The organism is Nonomuraea fuscirosea, from assembly GCF_003001935.1.
Lineage (GTDB): Bacteria > Actinomycetota > Actinomycetes > Streptosporangiales > Streptosporangiaceae > Nonomuraea > Nonomuraea fuscirosea.
The window spans coordinates 553967-569880 of sequence record NZ_PVNG01000003.1 but is presented as its reverse complement, the minus strand read 5'-3'; the positions used below and the strand labels follow the sequence as shown (position 1 = coordinate 569880).

Sequence of the window (15914 nt, the reverse complement as noted above, 5' to 3'; positions counted from 1 at the left end):
CATCCCCTGGTCAGGCCCGCCCCGACCTGACCAGGACTCCCACACCCGTCCAACGACAACCCACCCGACCGGGCATCCGGAATCCCACGCACAGGGCCGAGACTCGGGCGTCCACGGACCCGCCGCCCTGGGATCAGACGCGCCGACCCCTCTGCCCGAGGCCGAGGGCGGTCACTCCAGCAGTCCTCGTCGCCGGGCTGCCGCCGCGGCCTGGGTGCGGGTGGAGACGGTGAGTTTGCCCAGGATGTTGGACACGTGGACACTCACCGTCTTCTGCGCGATGAACAGCCGCTGCGCGATCTCCCGGTTGGTCAGCCCCTCGGCCACCAGCCGCAGCACCTCGACCTCCCGCGCCGTCAGCCCGGCGTCACCCGCGCCGCCACCACTGCCCCCGCCGCCGAACCGGGCCCGTCGCCCGAACTCCAGCAGCGCGTTCTCCAGCGGCACGGCCCGCAGCTTGCCCGCCGTCTCCCTGGCCAGCTCCCACTCCGCCTGCGCGGCCTCCCGGTCGCCGGCCGCCAGCAGCGCCTCGGCCAGCCGCCACCTGCCCCGCGCCGCCTCGTAGACGGACGCGACGTCGAACGTCTCCACCACCCGCCGCCACAGCGGCACGTCGAGCCGCCCGTGCACGCGATGCCACTCGGCCTCGACCCGCAGCTCCCAGGCCCGGCCCTCGGGCCCCACGTAGCCGCCCTCGCCGGCGGGCCCGGCCTTGAGGGTGGCGTGGGCGAGGGCGCGCAGGTCGTCGGCCCCCTCGGTGGTGCCCAGCTCGGCCAGCGCCCACAGCCCGATGGCGATCGGCCGCAGCATGCCCACGTCGTCCTCGTCCACCACCGCGAGGACCGCGAGCACGTGGTCGAGCGCCGTCGCCGGGTCGCCGTGCCACAGCGCGTGCTCGGCCGCCAGCGCTCTGGACATGTAGACGGCCAGCGGGTCGGACCAGAACGGCCGCAGCAGGGCGAGCCGCCCCTCGACCGCCGACAGGTCGCGGCCGACCTCGATGAACAGCGCGAACGACGACAGGATCGCCTCCGGCACGGTGCCGACCCGCGCGCCGAAGCCGGCGGCCATCGACTCGGCCTGGTCCCACTCGCCGGCCGCGTAGTGGATGAGGAAGCGCAGGAAACGCAGGTCGGTGCCGTAGGTGCTCCACTTGAGCCCGGTCTCGAACGCCATCAGGATGCCGTCGTCGGCCACCTCGGCGGCGCGAGTGAGCAGGCCCTGCTCGTAGTGGATGCGGGCGTGGTTGAAGCGGGCCCGCAGGTCCATCGCCAGGTCGCCGGTGCGCCCCGCGCAGGCCGCGTCGAGCAGCGCGTGCGCCCGGTCGATGTCGCCGCGGAGCTCGACGAAGCTGGCCAGCGACACCAGCGCGCTCACCTCGGCGTCTCTGACCCCGGCCGCGCGTGCGGTCGCGAGGGCCCGCTCGGCCAGCGGCTCGACCTCCTGGTGCCGCGACGACCACAGCAGGGTGCGGGCGTGGGTGGCCAGCGCGCGGGCGAGCGCGACCTGGTCCTCGGCGCTCTCGACGGCCCGCTCGGCCGCGGCGATCGCGCCTTCCTGGTCCTTGGTCTCGTAGAGGTAGTACGCCAGCCGCTCGCTCACCTCGGACGTCGGCGGCAGCGCGCGCAGCTGGACGACGGCCCGGTGGTTGTCGCCGCTGTCGGAGGCCATGACCGCGCTGCGGAAGGCCAGCCCGGCCCGGCTCTCCCCGGCCAGCCGCTCGGCGTCGTCGACCCGCTCCCAGAGGCCCAGCGCCCGGTCGTAGTGGCTGTGCGCCTCGGCGGGCGCGCCGATCCGCTCGGCCGCCCGCCCCGCCTCGATGGAGGCCCGCAGCGCCCCGGCCAGGTCGTGGCCGGCGAGGTAGTGGTGCGCCAGCTCGGCCGGCGAGGTGAGCAGGCGGGCGAAGGCGGTGTGCAGGCGGGTGCGCTCGCCCGGCAGCAGGTCGGTGTAGACGGCCTCCTGCAGCAGGGCGTGGCGGAAGGCGTAACCGTGGCCCTTGACCCTGAGCAGGCCGCGCGAGACGATCTCGCGGACCGCCTCCTCGAACTCGGCCAGCGGCAGCCCCGACACCTCGCGCAGCAGGTCGTCCTCGACCCGGCGCCCGGCCACGGCGGCGGCGCGCAGGACCCGCTGCCCGGCCTCGGACAGCACCTCGACCCTGGACATCAGCAGGCTGGCCAGCCCGTCGGGGAGGGCGTCGCCCTCGGCCATGGCCGCGAACAGCTCCTCGGCGTAGAACGGGTTGCCGTCGGCGCGGGTGACGATGAGGCCGAGCCCCTGGGCGTCCACCTCGCCCAGGGTGGCGACGTAGTCGGACATCTCGCCGGTGCCCAGCGGCCCCAGCTCGACGTTCATCACCGTGGGCAGGCGCTTCAGCTCGGCCAGCACGGATCGCAGCGGATGGCGTCGGTGCAGGTCGTCGGTGCGGTAGGTGCCGACGACGCAGACCCGCTCGTTCTGCACCATGCGGCTGAGGAAGACCAGCAGGTCGCGGGTGGAGCGGTCGGCCCAGTGGAGGTCCTCGATCACGAACAGCACGGGCTGGAGCTCGGCGAGCAGCCCGAGCAAGGAGCCGAACAGCCGCTGCTGGGTGAGCCCGGCGGACGGCTGGCTCTCGGCGCCCGGCAGCAGCTGGCCCAGCAGCGGATGGGCGGTGGCGGCGGCGCGCACGGCGGGCTCCGCGCCGCGCAGCGCGTCGGCCAGCGGCAGGTAGGGCAGCGAGTCACCGAGCTCGGCGCACTGGCCGACCAGCACGTTGAAGCCGCGCTCCTTGGCCCGGGCGGCCAGCTCGGTGACCAGCCGGGTCTTGCCGATGCCGGCGTCTCCGCCGACGAGCGCCACCCCGGCCACGCCTTCGGCGGCGGAGTCGAGCACCTGCACGAGCCCGGCCAACTCAGAGGAGCGCCCGACGAGAAGACCGTTCACGCCTTGAAACTATGCCATGCCGCACCGACAGCCGATTGGTCCAGTCAGCCGGGCCGGGATTGGCCCTGACCGGGGGACCAACACCGTCCTACGCTGCGGTTCGTGATACCTCCCGCGACTTTCGCCCTCTTCGTGACGGCCTCCCTCGCCCTGGTGCTCATCCCCGGCCCCAACCACCTCTACATCACCGCCAGAGGGCTCGCCCAGGGCCGGGCGGCGGGCCTGGCCAGCGCGTTCGGCGTGGAGGCGGGCACGCTCGTGCACATCGCGGCCGCCGCCGCGGGCCTGTCGTACGTGATCTCCCGATCCGCCACGCTCTTCGCGGTCATCAAGTGGGCCGGCGTCGCGTACCTCGTCTACCTGGGCGTCCGGGCGTTCACCGGCAAGGACGCGCACGCCGGGCGGCCCGAGCCGCAGCCGCTGCGCAAGGTGTTCCTCGAAGGCATGCTGGTCAACGTGCTCAACCCCAAGGTGGCGCTGTTCTTCCTGGCGTTCCTGCCCCATTTCGTGGACCCCGGCGCGGGCTCCCCCGCGCTGCAGATGGCCGTGTTCGGCCTCACGCTGCTGCTCCTCGGGCTCATCTCCGACCTCGTGTACGCCGTCGCCGCCGGCGCGCTCGGCCGCCGCCTCGACCGTGCGGCCAGAACGCTCCGGTACGTCAGCGGCGTCGTCTACCTGGCCCTGGGCGTGGCCACCGCCTTCGCCGGGAGAAAATGAACCGCATGGCGCCCAGGAAGCAGCAGGAGATCTTCGACGCGACGGTGCGGCTGGTGGCCGAGAAGGGCTACGACGGCCTGACCGTGGAGGGGGTCGCCGAGCGCTCCGGCGTCAACAAGACCACGATCTACCGCTGGTGGCCGTCGAAGGCCGCGCTGCTCGGCGCCGCCCTGGTGGAGTCCGACGTGCTGGGCTTCGCGGCGCCCGACACCGGCAGCCTGCGCGGCGACCTGGTCGCGCTGGTGGAGGGCGTCAGGCGGCTGCTGACCCAGCGGCCCGCCGCCGACATCGCGGTGGCCGCGCTGGCCGCCGCCGTCCGCCATCCTGAGCTGGACGGGCACCGCTTCTTCGCCGACAGGTTCGCCAGGGAACGGGAGATCTTCGAACGGGCGGCCGTCAGGGGTGAGCTGAAGGAGTCCGCCGACCCCATGCTGATCGTGGATCTGCTGGCGGGGGCCGTGTGGATGCGGGCGGTCCTCAGGGACCTGGACGTGGGCGACGACTTCGCCACCGAGGCCGTCTCGGCGGTCCTGGACGGCGTCCGCACCCGCTGACCACGGCCGACCGGTCCGGAGGAGGGGTCGCACAGGTCACGCGGAGAACGGCGTCCGGTCAGAGCGACTCCGACAGCGCGGCCGGGATGCGGTCGAGCACCGGGTGCGGCGCCAGCCCGTACGCGTAGAAGTCGACCGCCAGCGCCCCCGCCGCCTTGGCCCCACGGGCCTTGGCCACCAGCCGGTCGGCGGAGTCGCTGTCGGGGTAGCCCGGCCGCAGCACCGCCCGCACCTCCCGGTCCTTGCCCACCGAGCGCAGGTAGGCGCCGACGTCGTCGGCCACCCGCGCCGCGTCACGCGCGTACGCCAGCACCCCGAACGCGGGCACCAGGTCGCCGAGCGCCACCAGGTCGACCCCGAGCTGCCAGGCGTCATGGGCGGCCAGACCCGGCGTCGGCAGCCCGTCGGTGTAGCCCTTGACCGCGCCGGTCGAGTCGATGAAGACCAGTTTCGAGCCCTCGCCGGCCACCGCGGAGGAAACCTCGGACACCAGCGTGGTGACGGTCTCGGAGCGCGCGCGGGCGTAGGCGACGACGTCGGGCCCCGCGTACGCGGTCAGCGCCGCCCTGGTCACCTCGCCCTGGGCGGGCGGGTCGCCGTCGAAGACGCCGCCGACGATCCTGGCGCACTCGTCGCGGGCCACTTCGGCGTTGACGCCCAGGTCGGTGGCCCGGCGCATGCAGTAGTCGCAGAAGCAGAGCCCGAACAGGTAGGCGTCCATCGGCCCCAGGGGCACGAACGAGCGCTGCGGCTTGAGCGGCCTGAAGTGCAGCGACTCGGCCACCACGCTGTCGACGCCGAGCCTGGCCACCGCCCTGGCCAGCGCGACGGCGTATTCGCGCACGTCGGGGTGGGCGGGGCACAGGTCGGTGAGCGAGCCGCGGTCGCCGAAGCAGTCGCGTACGGTCACGTCGGGGTGGCGCTCGCCGAGCGTGGCGTTGCGCAGGAAGACCGTCCACCCGTGCAGCTTCATGGACCGTTTCGCGCACGCCTCACGCAGCCCGTCGAGCGCGTCGAGGTGGCCGGGCACGGGGGTCAGCCTCAGCCCGTCGAACAGCTCGGGCGGCGGGACAAAGTGGGCCCCGTCGTGGCGCAGGGTCAGCCTGGACAGCCCGTGCGGGGTGACGTCGCGGGAGGCGTGGTGCACGGCGCCGACGGTGACGCCGCGGACGCCGTACCCGCTGATCCTGTCGAGCACCCGCTCGACGCCCTCGCCGCGCAGGTCCTCGACGAAGACGTACACCGAACTGTCCACACCACGACCTTAAGCGCTCTTGTGCGCGACGAAGTCGATCTCCACGAGGATGTCCATCAGCTCGGACCCGACGGTCGTGCGGACCGGGTAGGGCTGGTTGAAGTACGACTTGTAGACCTCGTTGTAGGCGGCGAAGTCGCGCTTGAGGTGCTGCAGGTGCACGGTGGACTTGACGACGTCGTCGAAGCCGAGGCCGTGCGCGGCGAGGATGGCGCCGAGGTTGCGCATGACCTGGTGCGTCTGGGTGGCGACGTCGGTGCCGACGACCTCGCCGGTCTTGGGGTCGAGCGGCCCCATGCCGGAGGTGTAGACGAAGTCGCCCACCACGAGTCCCTGCGAGTAGGCGCCGACCGGGGCGGCGCCTTCGGTGGTCCTGAGCTCCTTTTTCACGAAATCTCCCTAGAAGTTGGTGCTTATCGTGCCTACGACACGGTAGTCCTGGTCCACCAGCGGCAGCAGCCGCCACTTGTCGAAGGCCGTGCACGGATGGGAGATGCCGAAGGCCAGCAGGTCACCGGGCTTGAGCCCGGTGGCGCGGACCACGGTGTGCTGGTCCTGCATCTTCACGATCGTGACGCCGCCGCGGCGCGGGATCGGCAGGCCCTCGTCGTAGGGCGCGTCCCGCTTGCCCATGCCCACGATGGCCAGCCCCGGCTCGGGCGTGGACAGCACGTGCGCCCACACCTCCAGCGCCGGGCGCAGCTCGCCCTCCATCCGGTTGAACGGGGTGCGCTCCCGGTAGAAGCCGTCGTCGTGGGTGACGTAGGCGCCGCTGCGCAGCAGGATCCTGGCCTGGGTGGCGACGAGCTCGCGGCCGATCACGTCGAACCACTGGCTGCCGCCCACGCTGAGGATGGGATTGCGGACGCGGAGGTGTTCGACGGCCTCCTGGAGCGAGCCGAGATAGTCGCGGACCTCGTCGGCGCTCTTGAGCCCGCCCTCGTATCCGGCCACCCCGGCCAGCTCCACGCCGGGGGTCACCTGCACGTACGAGGCCAGCTCCAGCAGCTCCTTGACCGACCTGCAGCCGGCCCTGCCGCCCTCGTGGCCCAGCTCGACCAGCACCCGGAACGGCCGCGGCCCGGCGTGGCCGGCCAGGATGTCGACCCCGGCCGTGGAGTCGGCGAAGCTCAGGAACTCGAACGAGGGATCGCGCTCCAGCTCGTGGGCGGCCCAGGTGAGCCCCGCGGGATCGACCACCTGGTTGGCCACCATGATCCGCCGGACCCCGAACCCCCTGACCGTCTCGGCCTGCCGGGGCGTCGCCACGGTGAGCCCCCAGGCTCCGGCGGCGAGTTGCATCGCGGCGATCTCGGGCGACATGTGCGTCTTGGCGTGGGGCGCCAGCTCCATGCCGTGGTCGCGGACGAACGCCGCCATCGTGGTCACGTTGTGCGCCAGCGCGCCCCTGTGCACCAGCATCGCGGGAAATTCGAGCCCGCCGTCGAAGACCGACTGGCCGAGGTTCGCCGGCACAACACCCCCTTCGTCCGCGTCCGACCCTATCCCAACCGTTCCGGCGTTCAGGGCCGGAGCGCCCGCCCGGGGGTGGCCCCGGTGAGCTCGCCGCCGGCCAGCACGCGCACCCCGGAGACGAGCACGTCGTCCACGCCTTCCGCCAGCCTGCGCGGCTCCTGGTACGTGGCCAGGTCGCCCACCACGGCCGGGTCGAACACCACCACGTCGGCGGCGAACCCGCGGCGCAGCAGCCCCCGGTCGGTCAGCCCGAAGCGCCGGGCCGGATGGGACGCAAGGTGCGTCGCGGCCTGCTCCCAGGTCCAGTCGCCCAGCTCCCTGACGTGCCGGCCGAGGAACCTGGCGAACGCCCCGAACCCGCGCGGATGCGGGTGCCCGCCCACGTAGATGGCGTCGGAGCCGCCGGTGTGGGACGGATGCCGCAACACCCGGCGTACGGACTCCTCGCCCAGCGGGCCCTCGTCGGGCCGGGCGGAGACCACGCCGGCCTCCAGGTTCGTCTCCGTCAGGAGACGGCGGCAGAACTCGGCCGGCTCCACCCCCGCCCGCCCGGCCGCCGCGACGATGGTCAGCCCCTCGGCCCACTCCAGGCCGGGCGCGTGGGAGACGGTCAGCCGGGGCCAGGTCGTGGCCAGCGTCGGCCACCAGTCGTCGAGCGCGCCGGAGCCGATCATCTCCAGGGCCCGGGCGGGCTCGGCCCCCGGCACGGCCGGCGGCAGCACGATCATCGCCAGGATCGTGTTGCCGCGCAGGTAGGGGTAGGTGTCGAAGGTGAGGTCGACGCCCTTGCCGAGCGCCTCGTCGACCAGCGGCAGCAGCACGTCGGCGGGCCCGTGCAGGTGCGAGACGTGCACGGCGGCACCGGAGCGCCCGGCGATGTCCACGACCTCGGCCATGCCGACCCCGGCGCGCTCGCCGTAGGCGCGCATGTGGGTGACGTACGGGAGCCCGCCGAGCGGGGCGCACAGGGCGGCCAGCTCCTCGGCGGAGGCGTAGCCGCCGGGCAGGTATTCGAGCCCGCTCGACAGCCCCGCCGCGCCCTCCGACAGCCCCCGCTCGACGTGCCGCAGCATCGCGGCCAGGTCGCCGGGCGAGGCGGGCTCGGCCGACGGGCCCATGACGTCGTAGCGGATGGTGCCGTGGGGCAGCAGGTAGGCGGTGTTGAGCGCCACGGCGCGGTCGTAGGCGCCGAGCAGCTCGGCCACGCTCAACGGCCCCGGCCCGAAGGCGGACCCCGGCTCGCCGTCGCGTCCGCCGTCGCGCTGAAGCTCGCCGTTGACGGCGGCGAAGTAGCGGGAGGCGTAGGCGACGGTGGCGGCGGATCCCGGTGCGAACGACAGCCCGTCCTGCCCCAGCACGAACGTCGTCACCCCCTGCCGCAACGCCGCCAGCTGCACGCCGGGGTCGAACACGACCGCGTCACCGTGGGCGTGGCAGTCGACGAACCCGGGCGCGACGAACCGCCCGGTCGCGTCGATCACGGTGCCCGCCGTCGCGCCGTCGAGCCTGCCGACCGCCGCGACCCGATCGCCCGCGATCGCCACGTCCGCCCGGTACGGCGGGGCGCCCGTGCCGTCGAGCACCCGCCCGCCGCTGATGACTACGTCGAAGCTCACACCAAGATTCAATCAGAGCGCTGCAAGTACGCCGGAGTACATCCCACCCCCTTCACCACCGGCCGCTCGGCCAGCAGGTCTCGGGCCCTGGAACGGGCCAGGTTCCAGCCGTTCCACGAGTCGGGCCGGTCCAGCCGGTTGGCCGCGATCACGTCCGCCAGCACGCAGCTGCGCTGCGGCTCCGGCAGCCGGTCCAGGGCCGGCACGGCCTCCGCGCCGAGATCGCCGAGGTAGTCGGAGTCCAGCTTGGTGACGCCGCGCACCTGCACCTGCGACTCCGCCACCCGCAGATCGGGGTTGACCATCGAGAACGCCACCAGCCCCAGCCCGGTGACCAGCACGATCGTCCTGGGCAGCCAGCCGGACCGACGGCCGGTGAGCCGGGCCGCGCCCGCCAGCAGCACCAGGGCGAACAGCGCGCCCAGCCACCACACGGTGGCCTCCACGGACAGGCGCAGCCGGGACAGGCCGTAGGCGTCGGTGTAGAGGTTCATCCGGTGCAGGGCCGAGGCCAGCACCACCATGGTGAGCCCGCAGAGCACGCCGAGCAGCGCGGCCAGCAGCCAGCGCTCGGCCCGCTCGACCCTGAGCAGCCCCGCGGCCACCGCCACGATGCCCAGCACGAACACGCTGACCACCACGAGCTGGAAGAACCCCTGCCTGGCGTACTCGGCGTAGGTCAGGCCCGCCGTCCTCAGCACCAGCGTGTCGCCGCCGAACAGCGCCGTGATCTGCACCGCCACGAACGAGGCGAACAGCATGTTCACCGCCGTGAGCGGGAGCGCCCAGATGCTCCGGCTCACGCGGAACCTCGTCCCCGGCCCCACCGGGTCCACGACCGGCCGCAGCGCGACCAGGACCACGGCGACCAGCAGCACCGCGAACAGCAGGAACAGGAAGATCCGTCCCGGGATCGACTCCGCCCAGGCGGGGGTGGTGGTCAGCCGCTCCACGTACGAGGCGAAGATCGCGTCCGCCGAGGCGAACAGCAGCCCGAACACCAGCAGCAGCACCGCCGTGATGCTCAGCGCGCCCACCATGGGCAGGACCCGCCGCCGCGCCGTCAGCCGCCTGAGCGGCCCGGCCAGGAACCACGGCACCGGGCCGAACGCCAGCAGCACCGACATCCCGCCCCTGATCACACCCACCCAGCCGGCGCCCGCTCCGGAGACCGCCAGCGCACCCAGCCCGGCTCCCGCCACGAGCAGGATGGCCACCAGCCAGTCGGCGTCCCGCACCGCCGCCATCGAGATCAGCCAGTACGCGGTGAGCCCGAACGCCAGCGTCCACGGCGTCATCCGGTGCAGCAGCGCGGGCAGCGCCGCGCCGCCCACCACCATCGCGACCAGCACGATGCCCAGCCCGACCTGCGCCTCCGGCAGCGCCACCGCGGCGAACACGCCGGCGCCCACGGCGGCGGGCAGCAGCCAGCGCGGCGGATCGGGCACCTCGGGCCTGGGGAAGAGCGGCGGCGGCACGTAGGCCGGCGGCGGCCCCATCTGCCCCCGGTACGGCTCCCCGCCCAGCCCCCCGGCCTGGCTTCCCTCAGGGGTGCCGGCGTGCGGGCCCGCCCGGGTGGCCGCCTGGTACGCCTCCATCGCCCGCCTGCCGGACCCCGCTCCCAGCGAGGCGCCGAGTGCTCCCATGAGCGCGGTGCACCCGATGAGCGTCACCAGCGCCGCCCCGTCCCCCACGACCACGCTGGCCAGCACGGCGGCGAACATGCCGCCGACCAGCCCGACCAGCAGCCCGAGGACGCCGCCGACGACCATCCGGCCCAGCCCACCGGCGAACGGCTCACGCGGCGGCGGATAGACCGGCATCCCCACCGGCGGCATCCCGCCCCCGCCCGGCGCGATCGGCCAGGCGTGCCCCGCTGCCGGACCGGCCCCGACCGGCCCGCCACCACCGGGCACCTCGGTCCGTACGACCGCCGCCGCGGCAGGGCCGGCCGTGGCGGTCGCCATCGGGGCCTTCTCCGCTGGCACACCGTCCGAGGACGCGCCCGCCGCCATGACCGGACTCGCCGGCGGCCCGGACGCGTGCACCGCGTCAACCGGTTGCCCGGCCGGAGCGGGTAGGGCCTCCTCCGCCGGCTCGGCGGGCAGTGAGCGCTCCACGTCCCCCGTGTCGCGTGCACCCTCTGATGGCGCCTCAGCCATCGTCGTCCTTCCTGGTAGCTCGACGACCATCCGGCAACCCGCACCGTCGTCGATTCGAATGGATCCCCCGTGCAGCTCGACGATCTCCTTCACGATGGCCAGCCCCAGCCCGGCCCCGCCCGAGTCGGCCGCCCGCCCCGCGTCCAGCCGGGAGAAGCGCTCGAAGACGCGCGCCCTGGCCGACGCCGGAATGCCGGGCCCCTGGTCGGCGACCTCCATCCGCACCTCGGCGCCCGACGCCGCGGCCCGGATGACCACCTCGCCCGCGGGCGGGCTGTGCCGTACCGCGTTGTCGAGCAGGTTCGCCAGCACCTGGGCGAGCAGGTCGGGGTCGGCGCGCACGACCAGGCCGGCCGGTACGGACGAGCGGATCACGACGTCCTCGCGCGCCAGCGAGGCCTCGCGCACCGCCTGCTCGATCAGCGGCGCCAGCTCGACGGCCTCGGCCTCGATCAGGCGGGTGCCGGAGTCCAGCCGCGACAGGTCGAGCAGCTGGGCGACGAGCCGGCCGAGCCGTTCGGTCTGGGCGAGCGCGGTGCGCATGGTGACGGGGTCGGGCGCGGAGACGCCGTCCACCACGTTCTCCAGCACGGCGCGCAGCCCGGTGATGGGGGTGCGCAGCTCGTGGCTGACGTTGGCGACGAGCTCGCGCCGCTGCCGGTCGACCTCGCCGAGGTCGGCCGCCATCGCGTTGAAGGCCCTGGCCAGCTCGCCCACCTCGTCGCGGGAGGTGGCGTTCACGCGCAGGGTGTAGCTGCCCTTGGCGATGGTCTGGGCGGCGCTGGCCATCTGGCGCAGTGGCTTGGTCATGCCCATGGCCAGCACCTGCACCATGATCAGCGCCAGCACGACCGCGACCGCGATGCGCGTCTCGCGGGTGAGCCCTGACTGGATGCCGAGCTCGTTCACCACGAACGCGGTCCCGACGGCCAGCACGATCACGATGCCGAGCTTGACCTTGATCCGGCCGAGAAAATCGAGCGGGTTCATCGCCGGACCAGGGCGTACCCGACGCCGTGCACCGTGCGGACGACGTCGGAGCCGAGCTTGCGGCGCAGCGCGCGGACGTGGCTGTCGACGGTCCTGGTGGCCGCCGCCTCGGAGAAGCCCCACACGTCCGACAGCAGCCGGTCGCGCTCGAAGACCTGCCCCGGGCGTTCGGCCAGGCGGCGCAGCAGGTCGAACTCGGTCCTGGTGAGCTGGGCCTCCGCGCCGCGGACGAAGACGCGGCGGGCGGCGGTGTCGATCTCCACCTCGCCGACCCTGATCACGGTGTCCTCGGCCGCCAGCTGGGCCGCGCGCTCCACCCGGCGCAGCAGCGCGTGGATCCTGGCCACCAGCTCCCGCATGCTGAACGGCTTGGTCAGGTAGTCGTCGGCCCCGACCCCCAGCCCGACCAGCACATCGGTTTCCTCCCCCAGCGCGGTCAGCATGAGGACGGGCACCGGCCTGGCCGCCTGCATCCTGCGGCACACCTCCAGCCCGTCCATGCCGGGCAACAGCCGGTCGAGGACCACCAGATCCGGTTCCGCGCTGCCGTACTGGACGAGGGCGTCCTGCCCCTCGCCGGCCACCCTGACGTCGAAGCCCTCGGCGGCCAGCCTGTTCCGTACGGCGAGCGCGATGGTCACGTCGTCCTCGACCACGAGAATGCGTCGCTGCTCTGCCACGTACGAAAGACTACGAGCGGCCTGTGCAGACGACACTCCCCGATTCGTGCACAATCCGTGCAGACTTGGCGGCGTGAACACCCCCGGATACCTCCGCCGCCTCGGCCTGCCCGCGCTGCTCGGCGCTCCCGCGAGCGCGGAGGGCTTGCGCGCCCTGCACGCCGCGCACATCGAAAAGGTTTCCTACGAAGCGCTGGAGATCTGGCTCGGCCGCACCACGACCGTCGATCCGCTGGAGTCGGCCGAGCGCATCCTGCGTGGCAGGGGTGGCTACTGCTACCACCTCAACGGCGCGTTCTCGGAGCTGCTCGCGGCCCTCGGCTACGAGGTGACCCGGCACGTCGGCGGCGTGCAGAACCGGGGCGGCGAGCCCGGCGTCACCGGCAACCACCTGGTGCTCACCGTGCGCGACCTGCCGTCGGAGGCCAATCCGGGCGGTGCCTGGCTGGTGGACGTTGGGCTCGGCGACGCCCTGCACGAGCCGCTGCCGCTGGTCGCGGGCGGCTACCGGCAGGGCCCGTTCCGGTACGTGCTGCGCCCGTCGCAGGTGGCGCCCGGCGGCTGGCGGCTCGACCACGACCCCGTGGGCTCGTTCGAGGGCATGGACTTCGGGCTCGAACCGGCGCGGATGTCGGCGTTCGCCGACATGCACCGCCACCTGACCACGTCGCCGGCCTCGGGTTTCGTCCGCGTGGCCACGGTGCAGCGGCGCGACGCCTACGGGGTGGACGTCCTGCGCGGGCTGCAGCTGAAGCGCCTCGGGAACGGCACGCAGTCGGTGACGCTGTGCACGTCGCGCGACTACTACGCGGCACTGGCGGACGTGTTCCTGCTGCCGCTGGACGACGTGAGCGCCGAGGAGAAGGACCGGCTCTGGCACAAGGTGCGCGCGGCCCACGAGAGCTGGTCGCGCGCCGGTTCGGATTGATCGCTCAGGCCCATGGTCATGCGGCGGCCGGGGAGCTATCGTGCGACTCGGAATGGCTGATGAGACCAGGAAACTGAACGGTCGCTACCGGCTGCTGAATCCCTTGGGGGCGGGATCCGTACGGCTGGCCTTCGACGAGGCGGAACACCGCGACGTCGCGGTCAGGCGCCTACGGGTGCCCCCTGAGCTGCGCGAGGCCGCTCTGCAGGAGGCGCGCAGGGCGACCGCGCTGCGTCACGCCTTCGTCGTGCGCGTGCTCGACGTGCTGGTCGAGGACGGCGAGCCGTGGCTGGTCATGGAGTTCGTCTCGGGGGCGTCGCTGGAGCAGACCGTCCGCTCGCGCCGTCCGCTGCCCGTCCCGCAGGCGGCCAGGATCGGCGTCTGCGTCCTGTCTGCGCTGACCGCGGCGCACGCGGCGGGGATCGTGCACGGCCGGGTCGATCCCGGCAACGTGCTGCTGACCACGACCGGCCGGGCGGTGCTCACCGGGTTCGGCTTCCCCAGTCTCAGCATGCTGCCCTCCGCCGACCTGTGGGCGCTGGCGGCCACGCTGCACTTCGCGGTCGAGGGCCGGCCGCCGGGCCGGGCGCCCACCGAGGGCGCCGACCCGTTCAGGTCGCTGGTCAGGGCGATGCTCCGGCCGGTGAAGAGCTCGTCGGGAAGCCTGGGGCCGCCGCCGGCGGAGGTGGTGCGCGAGACGCTGGAGCGGCTGGCGGTGGACCGGCCGCTGGACACCGTGGTCAGGGCGTCGGGCCCGCTGCCGCCGGCCCAGGTGGCCGCGATCGGGCTGGCCGTGCTCGACCGGCTGGCGGACTGGGGCGGGTTCCACGGCGGCGTGCATCCGGGGAACGTGCTCATCGACGTCTGGGGCCGGGCCCGGCTGACGCCGCTGCCGGGGCCGGGAACGCTCCCGGCGTACACGGCTCCCGAGGGCGCCGCCACCCAGGCCGCCGATCTCTGGTCGCTCGGGGCCACCCTGTTCACCGCCGTCGAGGGCGGGCCGCCCGCGCCGGGCGCGCCGCTGCGGCGGGCGGGCCCGCTGGCTCCGGTGCTCTTCCGGCTCCTGTCGGGCAACCCGTTGGAACGTCCCACACTGGACGAGCTCCGCCGCGACCTGCTCAGGATCGCCTCAGGAAGTGCTTGACCTCCGGCACAACGATTGCGATACATCGCGAACGGAACCTCAGCGACGGGTTCACACGTTGGACAGAGGACGCAGAATGTGGGAGAGGCGGGGCGCGCGCTCCGCGTTCGGAGGAAGTTGAGGATGTCGCCAGTTCAGAAGTACGCCATCGGCGCAGGCGCCGCGGTTCTGCTCTCGCTGATCTTCTTGCCCGGTTGGGTCACCTTGCTGGTCGTCCTCGGCCTGGTCGCCGCCCCTGTGGTCGGCTACCTGATGCTCGACCCGTCGCAGCGTGAGCGGCTCAAGCGGGCCCGCAGGCGCGGCATCGGCCGCTGAGGCTCTCGGCGGCGGGGCCCGATCGGGCGCAGCCCGGTCAGGCCTCCGCCGCGGCCAGCGCCGTCTGCACGCGCTGGGTCACCCGTCGCTCCACGTAGAAGGACAGGAACGGCACCGTGCCGCCGAGCATGACACCGAGCATGTACGGCCACGCCCAGCGCGCCTTCATGCCCAGGTTCATCACCGTGATCAGATAGATCATGTAGAGCCCGCCGTGGATCGGGGCGATGATCTTCGACATGGCCGGCTGGTCGAAGCCGTAGCGCAGCACCATGCCGACGCAGAGCACGAGCAGCATGACGCCGACCACGTACGCGAGTGCCCGGAAGGGCTTCAGAGCCGATTCCACCGTTAACCTTCCAGAACCATCTCAGGGGACGACTTGCCGCGGTCCCGATCCGCTCGTACGGCGTCGCGGACGAAGTGGAACCACATGAAGACGGCGAATCCAGCGAAGATCCACCAGTTGGCGGCATATGCCAGGTTACGCCAGGTGAACGTGCCTCCGACCACCGGCGGGTTCACCTGGACCGGCGCCAGCGAGCCCGAGGCCGGCTGCGCCACCACATAGCCGGTGCGCACCCGCTGCCCGCTCCACAGGTTGACCAGCTCGCCCGTGGACACGGTCTGCACCTGGCCGGCGGGCAGGCCCTCCGAGCGCCGCTGCACGCTGTCGGTGCCCTGCTGCGGCCGCAGCCGCCCGGTCACCGCGACCTTCCCCTGCGGCACCACGGCCACGGCCGGGTCGTCGGGCTTGGCCGTCCAGCCGCGGACGACCGGCATGAGCGTGCCGTCGTCGAGCCGCAGCGGTGTGAGCACCCAGTAACCCTCGTCGCGCGAGACGTTGCCGCCGGGGGCGTCGACGTCGGGCTTCCTGTCGGCGACCAGAAGCTGCCGGCCGGCCTCGTAGACGCCCTGTGCGGTGACCCTGCGGCCGACCGCCTCGCCGTCCATCTGGGTGCCGACCCCGGCGAGCGTCGCGACCGTGACGGGCGCGGGATCGGTGGCCGCATGAGGCTTTCCCGAATCTTGGAAGACTCCGAGCTGCCAGCGGCCGAGCAGGATGAAGGCGATGAGGACCCCGATCGTGAGCAGGTGCAGCCCCAGGATGCGGGGTGAGAGCAGGGTCCTCAGCATGCCTTCAAAGTATCC

At 73.3% G+C, this 15914-nt stretch carries 14 protein-coding genes; 5 read left to right on the top strand and 9 right to left on the bottom strand.

Translation table 11 applies throughout. The annotated features are described in order from the left end of the window. Positions 1 to 171: 171 nt before the first annotated feature. Positions 172 to 2925 (bottom strand): helix-turn-helix transcriptional regulator, encoded by a 2754-nt coding sequence (locus B0I32_RS60870; protein WP_106236846.1) that lies wholly within the window; start codon positions 2923 to 2925, stop codon positions 172 to 174. 102 nt (positions 2926 to 3027) lie between these two features. Here B0I32_RS60870 and B0I32_RS09605 point away from each other — a divergent pair, with 102 nt between their 5' ends. Together B0I32_RS09605 and B0I32_RS09600 are read left to right on the top strand one after the other, a co-directional pair. After that, positions 3028 to 3642 (top strand): LysE family translocator, encoded by a 615-nt coding sequence (locus B0I32_RS09605; RefSeq protein ID WP_106236844.1) that lies wholly within the window; start codon positions 3028 to 3030, stop codon positions 3640 to 3642. Between the two features lie 5 nt (positions 3643 to 3647). After that, positions 3648 to 4196, top strand: a complete 549-nt coding sequence (locus B0I32_RS09600; protein WP_106236843.1) for a TetR/AcrR family transcriptional regulator — start codon at positions 3648 to 3650, stop codon at positions 4194 to 4196. 58 nt (positions 4197 to 4254) lie between these two features. Here B0I32_RS09600 and B0I32_RS09595 read toward each other — a convergent pair whose 3' ends face one another. The 6 genes from B0I32_RS09595 to B0I32_RS09570 are packed head-to-tail and all read right to left on the bottom strand — an operon-like array spanning position 4255 to position 12375. Continuing rightward, entirely contained in the window at positions 4255 to 5451 is a 1197-nt protein-coding gene (locus tag B0I32_RS09595; protein ID WP_106236841.1) for a hypothetical protein, read from the bottom strand. Between the two features lie 9 nt (positions 5452 to 5460). Further along, positions 5461 to 5841, bottom strand: coding sequence for a RidA family protein (locus tag B0I32_RS09590; protein WP_106236840.1), 381 nt, complete (start codon positions 5839 to 5841; stop codon positions 5461 to 5463). Positions 5842 to 5850: 9 nt separating this feature from the next. Beyond that, positions 5851 to 6927, bottom strand: a complete 1077-nt coding sequence (locus B0I32_RS09585) for an alanine racemase (RefSeq protein ID WP_245955704.1) — start codon at positions 6925 to 6927, stop codon at positions 5851 to 5853. 47 nt (positions 6928 to 6974) lie between these two features. Continuing rightward, positions 6975 to 8543 (bottom strand): N-acyl-D-amino-acid deacylase family protein, encoded by a 1569-nt coding sequence (locus B0I32_RS09580; RefSeq protein ID WP_106236838.1) that lies wholly within the window; start codon positions 8541 to 8543, stop codon positions 6975 to 6977. A gap of 8 nt (positions 8544 to 8551) precedes the next feature. After that, positions 8552 to 11695, bottom strand: coding sequence for a DUF4153 domain-containing protein (locus tag B0I32_RS09575; protein ID WP_106236837.1), 3144 nt, complete (start codon positions 11693 to 11695; stop codon positions 8552 to 8554). Next, positions 11692 to 12375, bottom strand: a complete 684-nt coding sequence (locus B0I32_RS09570; RefSeq protein WP_245955703.1) for a response regulator transcription factor — start codon at positions 12373 to 12375, stop codon at positions 11692 to 11694. Before B0I32_RS09570 ends, B0I32_RS09575 begins: the two co-directional genes overlap by 4 nt. 73 nt (positions 12376 to 12448) lie before the next feature. Here B0I32_RS09570 and B0I32_RS09565 point away from each other — a divergent pair, with 73 nt between their 5' ends. From B0I32_RS09565 to B0I32_RS09555, 3 genes are all read left to right on the top strand, one after another. Further along, entirely contained in the window at positions 12449 to 13303 is an 855-nt protein-coding gene (locus B0I32_RS09565; protein WP_245955702.1) for an arylamine N-acetyltransferase family protein, read from the top strand. Positions 13304 to 13355: 52 nt separating this feature from the next. Next, positions 13356 to 14447, top strand: coding sequence for a protein kinase domain-containing protein (locus B0I32_RS09560; RefSeq protein WP_106236835.1), 1092 nt, complete (start codon positions 13356 to 13358; stop codon positions 14445 to 14447). 123 nt (positions 14448 to 14570) lie between these two features. Then, positions 14571 to 14762: a hypothetical protein gene (locus B0I32_RS09555; protein WP_106236833.1), complete on the top strand. Its 192-nt coding sequence runs from the start codon at positions 14571 to 14573 to the stop codon at positions 14760 to 14762. A 37-nt stretch (positions 14763 to 14799) separates the two neighbouring features. Here the strand turns inward: B0I32_RS09555 and B0I32_RS09550 are convergent, their stop codons facing one another. Continuing rightward, positions 14800 to 15111, bottom strand: a complete 312-nt coding sequence (locus tag B0I32_RS09550; RefSeq protein WP_106236832.1) for a DUF3817 domain-containing protein — start codon at positions 15109 to 15111, stop codon at positions 14800 to 14802. A 2-nt stretch (positions 15112 to 15113) separates the two neighbouring features. Beyond that, entirely contained in the window at positions 15114 to 15899 is a 786-nt protein-coding gene (locus B0I32_RS09545; RefSeq protein ID WP_181307191.1) for an SURF1 family protein, read from the bottom strand. Between the last annotated feature and the right edge of the window lie 15 nt (positions 15900 to 15914).

Coding starts and splice junctions, on each gene's coding strand:
- B0I32_RS09555 (WP_106236833.1), top strand. CDS start 14,571: ATGTCGCCAGTTCAGAAGTACGCCATCGGCGCAGGCGCCGCGGTTCTG.
- B0I32_RS09560 (WP_106236835.1), top strand. CDS start 13,356: ATGGCTGATGAGACCAGGAAACTGAACGGTCGCTACCGGCTGCTGAAT.
- B0I32_RS09600 (WP_106236843.1), top strand. CDS start 3,648: ATGGCGCCCAGGAAGCAGCAGGAGATCTTCGACGCGACGGTGCGGCTG.
- B0I32_RS09545 (WP_181307191.1), bottom strand. CDS start 15,899: ATGCTGAGGACCCTGCTCTCACCCCGCATCCTGGGGCTGCACCTGCTC.
- B0I32_RS09575 (WP_106236837.1), bottom strand. CDS start 11,695: ATGAACCCGCTCGATTTTCTCGGCCGGATCAAGGTCAAGCTCGGCATC.